Source organism: Sphaerospermopsis sp. LEGE 08334, from assembly GCF_015207205.1.
Lineage (GTDB): Bacteria > Cyanobacteriota > Cyanobacteriia > Cyanobacteriales > Nostocaceae > Sphaerospermopsis.
This window is the reverse complement of sequence record NZ_JADEXH010000092.1, coordinates 1-4,760: the sequence shown is the minus strand read 5'-3', so window position 1 is coordinate 4,760 and position 4,760 is coordinate 1. Positions and strand designations below refer to the sequence as shown.

At 37.0% G+C, this 4,760-nt stretch carries 4 protein-coding genes; 2 read left to right on the top strand and 2 right to left on the bottom strand.

Annotated elements, in window-relative coordinates:
- Positions 1–2,003: lamin tail domain-containing protein (locus tag IQ237_RS26555; RefSeq protein ID WP_228020717.1), on the top strand; the 2,003-nt coding region annotated here is incomplete at its 5' end.
- A 150-nt stretch (positions 2,004–2,153) separates the two neighbouring features.
- Here IQ237_RS26555 and IQ237_RS25755 read toward each other — a convergent pair.
- Positions 2,154–2,840, bottom strand: a complete 687-nt coding sequence (locus IQ237_RS25755) for a Uma2 family endonuclease (RefSeq protein ID WP_194060082.1) — start codon at positions 2,838–2,840, stop codon at positions 2,154–2,156.
- 143 nt (positions 2,841–2,983) lie between these two features.
- The gene (locus tag IQ237_RS25750; RefSeq protein ID WP_194060081.1) at positions 2,984–3,562 is read right to left on the bottom strand and encodes a Uma2 family endonuclease; all 579 of its coding nucleotides are present in this window, start codon (positions 3,560–3,562) and stop codon (positions 2,984–2,986) included.
- 193 nt (positions 3,563–3,755) lie between these two features.
- On the opposite strand from IQ237_RS25750, the gene IQ237_RS25745 reads away from it, so the two are divergent.
- Positions 3,756–4,760: ATP-binding protein (locus IQ237_RS25745; RefSeq protein WP_194060080.1), on the top strand; the 1,005-nt coding region annotated here is incomplete at its 3' end.

The following is a 4,760-nucleotide window of genomic DNA, read 5'->3' as shown; positions in this document are numbered from 1 at the left end:
ACAGTGGTTCTGTCTTAGGTATTACCGTCATGCCAGACGGTACAATAGTTGGTATAGGCATGAACAATCAACTATATACCAAAAAGACCTTAACCAGTAATTGGGAACATATTGCTAACAGTGGTTCTGTCTTAGGTATTACCGTCATGCCAGACGGTACAATAGTTGGTATAGGCATGAACAATCAACTATATACCAAAAAGACCTTAACCAGTAATTGGGAACATATTGCTAACAGTGGTTCAGTATTGGGGATTGTATGTTATTCAGCTGTAGCATTAGCACCCAAGAGTCAACCAGAAACTACACCAGAAGTTAAACCAGAAACTACACCAGTTTTGAAATCTTTAGGTCGAATTGTCGTTAATGCAGACGAATGGACTATAAGTGATGCAGGAATCAAAACTACACCTGATGCAGCTACATTTGCTTTGAATATTGGCAAATATTTTGTAGGAGAAAATAAAGGTAAGTTTCATGTACTTTCCAATAATTTTGGTTTAACAGGAGCATCTCTAGAACAAACAATGACCAAAGCGGGTCATACTTGGACTAAGGGAATGAATATTCCTATTAACCTAGAAACCCTGCAAAAATATGACGGGATTTTTATTGGTGGTGATCTTGTAGATAACCAAGTTTTAATTGAATATGTGAAAAATGGAGGTCAGGTTTACCTTTGTGCTGGCACCGGTAAAGGAGGAGCGCAAGTAGAAGCAAATAATTGGAATACTTTCTTAGCTGCTTTTGGTTTGAACTTCCAGGGAATCTACAACGCAATTACTGGTAATATAGCAGTTAATAATCCCAATCATCCTCTATTTGCAGGAGTCAAAACCCTTTATCAAAACAATGGTAATTTCATTACTGATTTACAACCTGATTCACAACTAAATCAAATCATTCTCGCTCATAGTAGTGGAAAAGGGTTAATAGCTACTGCTGAATTTATTAAACCTCCTGCACCAGAACCAACACCAGAACCGATCGCTCAATCAACACCAGAAGTTAAACCAGAACCAACACCACAAGCGATCGCTCAATCAACACCAGAAGTTAAACCAGAACCAACACCAGAACCGATCGCTCAATCAACACCAGAAGTTAAACCAGAACCAACACCACAAGCGATCGCTCAATCAACACCAGAAGTTAAACCAGAAACCACGGTTGAAAGCACACCAGAAACTCCAGTTAGTGACTCAGAAGAATTTACCATTACTGCTACTCAAGGTGTCACCATTTCCAAACTATCTTACAAAGGTCAAGTCAAACGTACTCAGTCTGATGAGTACATAGAAATTAGCAATTTTGGTAACATTCCTGCTGATATTTCTGGTTGGAAAATTACTTCTGCGGGTAGTCCTAAACAAGTATTCACTTTCCCCCAAGGAACTGTGTTAGAAGGTGATAAGAGTTTCTGTGTTTACACCAATGAAGTACATCCTGAAACCGGTGGTTTCTCTTTTGGTAGTCGTTCTGCAATTTGGAATGATGCAGGGGATGAAGCAAAATTGTTTGATGCAGCAGGAAACAATGTTTCTACTTTAGCTTATGGTAAAAACACTGTTGCAGGTATCAAACAAGAATTAAAAGTTCCTCAACTCAAGTTTGTTGCTACTTATAATGCAGTTAACAAACAAATGTCTTTAGGTGGAAAAGTAACATTTACCGAAGCTGTATCCCTAGCAATTCGCAGTTTCTTAGAAGATGAAAGTGATGCTGAAAGTCCTTTAGGATTAATTCTCAATGATCCTGATAGTTTTGATTTACTAAATGATGTTACCAAAGCAGTCGCTACTGAAAAACTGCGTTCTTATCTCAACGAAAATGGGGTATTAACTTTATATCCTACTGAGAAACGTAGCACCGCAGAAAATGGCGAAACTGTAGATAAAAATTGGATTTTTGAGTTATCACTAGATGCAATGAGTGATGTCATCTTTTGGGCAATTGTACCTCGTTCCGGTGATAAAAAAGTCTATAACTATGGTTTCTCATAGGTAGATTTTTCATCAATTGACAATTGACAATTGATAATTGTTTCATTCAAGGGTTAAAACCTCCCCTTTCAAAGGAAAAAAACACCACCAGATCCCCGAATTATTGCCCCGAATTATTGGAGAAGTAGGGGATCTGAATTTTCTAACTTCTTAAAGTGTATTGATATCAATTCCTTTAGCTTGCAATTTTGCTAATAAGTCTTGATATTTTTGCTGTTCTTGATCTGCGCGTTGTTTTTCTTGTTCCATCTGTTGATTTAATTCAATAGATGTGAGAAACTTTCTACCATCAGGATAATAGATTTTTAATTCATCTCCTAAATTATCTGCTGTTAACTCAAAGCGAATCCCCAAACGTGGACTAACCCAATTATTAATTTCTTCAATTTCTTCTAACCATTCTTGATTTTTCAAATATCCTACTAACTCAATAGTATCAGGATCATAAACATAATATTCTTCCACACCATATCTTTGATAAAATAGCATTTTTTGCGCCATTTCTTTAGTCCGATTTCCGGGAGAAAGAATTTCAAAAACCACTTGGGGAGCAATATTATTTTCTAACCATTGTTTATAAGAACCTCTATCACCTTTAGGTCTACCAAATACTACCATGACATCAGGTGCTTGACAAGTTTTTACACTTCCCTCAACAGGATACCATAACAAATCACCCGCAATAAATACATCAGGGTTTGATGCAAATAGTATTTCTAAATTTTCTTTAATTTTGACTATCCATTGATATTGTTTTGTGTTATCAGACATTGGGTTTCCATCACTATCGGGGTAGATGATTTCTGGTTGAGTTTCTGATTTAAGTTGTTGTACCATATCTATATCTCCATTTTACCAAAGGTAAATAATTGTTTTCTGTGATATTTTATTTGACAGTGGTACTGGTGAAAGTATTGATTAGTATATATTAACCAGATACCCTAATTCTTCAAAAAGTCGGGTATCTAAGACCCAATATTCTAAGACGGAGGAAATACCTTACTTAAATCAAGTTGTAAATCAGGAAAACATGGTAATGCTATTATTTGGTTATTTAAAAAAATTCGCTTATTCAAATAACCAAAATTTCCCTGCTGATTTTCATAAGTTTCACTATAGCATTCTAAGCATTTATCTAATAAATTAAAAATCCAATAATCAGAAATTCCTGCCTTTGCATAAAGAGGTATTTTCACATCTTGATCATATTTAATGGAAGAATCAGCAACTTCAATTACTAACAATATATCCTCTGCTTGTGGATGAGATGAGAAATAATTATCATCACGATTTCTAATGATTGCAAAATCTGGTTCTGGTTCACTTTTTGGAGGTATGATAATAGGAGATTGAGATTGTAAAGTTGCCTTTTCTCCTACTAATTTAGGAAGTTCTCTTAATAAATTACGTAAACAAGTTTCATGCGCTCTACCTTTTGATACCATTTCGATTAAATCTCCATTAATTAATTGAATATGATCATCTTCCTTTAAAAAACCGATGTCTATAAGTTCATGATATTCTTCCAGAGTAAAACGTTTAACTTGAATCATATCCATAAAACACTCCTATTCATTTAAAAACTTCTAATAAATATCATAATAAAAAAATCTTCTCTCCGTTTCCTCTGCGTCCTCTGCGGTTCATTATTAAAAACAAAAAAACTCTTACCTTCTTCCCTTTGCGACTTTGCGACTTTGCGTGAGACATAAAAATGCTATCCTAAAAAATATAATAACCAATAAAAACAAAATGCCAGCGCCGACGATAACCCCAACAACAACAGCTTTTCCACTGACTGCGGTAGTCGGTCAAGAAGCGATTAAAATAGCATTACTGCTAACAGCAGTAGATCCCGGTTTGGGGGGTGTGGTAATTGCTGGTCGTCGAGGTACGGCTAAATCTGTGATGGCGCGTGCCATTCACGCCTTGTTACCACCTATAGAAGTTGTGAAAGATTCCATTAGCAACTGTAACCCGAACCACCCGGAAGAATGGGATGATAAACTGTTAGCGGAACAAATACAGGAAATAGAAACAGAAGTAAAACCTGTTCCCTTTGTACAAATACCCCTGGGTGTCACCGAAGATCGACTTTTAGGTTCTGTGGATGTGGAACAGTCGGTAAAACAAGGTGATACAGTTTTTCAACCGGGGTTACTAGCCACCTGTAACAGAGGTGTGTTATATGTGGATGAAATCAATTTATTAGATGATCAAATTAGTAATCAACTGTTAGCGGTATTATCTGAGGGACGCAACCAGATAGAACGGGAAGGGATCAGTTTTCAACATCCTTGTAAACCGTTGTTTATTGCAACTTACAACCCAGAGGAAGGAGCGTTAAGAGAGCATTTACTTGATAGAATTGCGATCGCCCTTTCTGCTGATGGTGTTCTGGGTTTAGATCAACGAGTGGAAGCGGTAGAACAGGCGATCGCATATTCCCGTTCTCCCCAAGAATTTTTAAACCAATACAGCGAAGATATAGACGCACTCAAAACCCAAATACTTTTAGCAAGGGAATGGTTAAAAGAAGTCAGCATTTCTTTAGAACAAATCACATACCTTGTTAACGAATGTATCCGCGCTGGAGTAGAAGGACATCGCGCCGAATTATTCGCTGTCAGAGTTGCCAAAGCAGCAGCAGCTTTAGAAGGACGTAATACCGTTAATGCTGAAGACTTGCGACGTGCGGTAGAGTTGGTGATCGTTCCCAGAACCACCATAGTGCAAACCCCACCCCCTGATCAACCA

What these genes read in the sequence shown, in the direction of transcription:
- IQ237_RS25755 (WP_194060082.1), bottom strand. Translation starts at nt 2,840, where the DNA reads ATGGTACAACAACTTAAATCAGAAACTCAACCAGAAATCATCTACCCC.
- IQ237_RS25750 (WP_194060081.1), bottom strand. Translation starts at nt 3,562, where the DNA reads ATGGATATGATTCAAGTTAAACGTTTTACTCTGGAAGAATATCATGAA.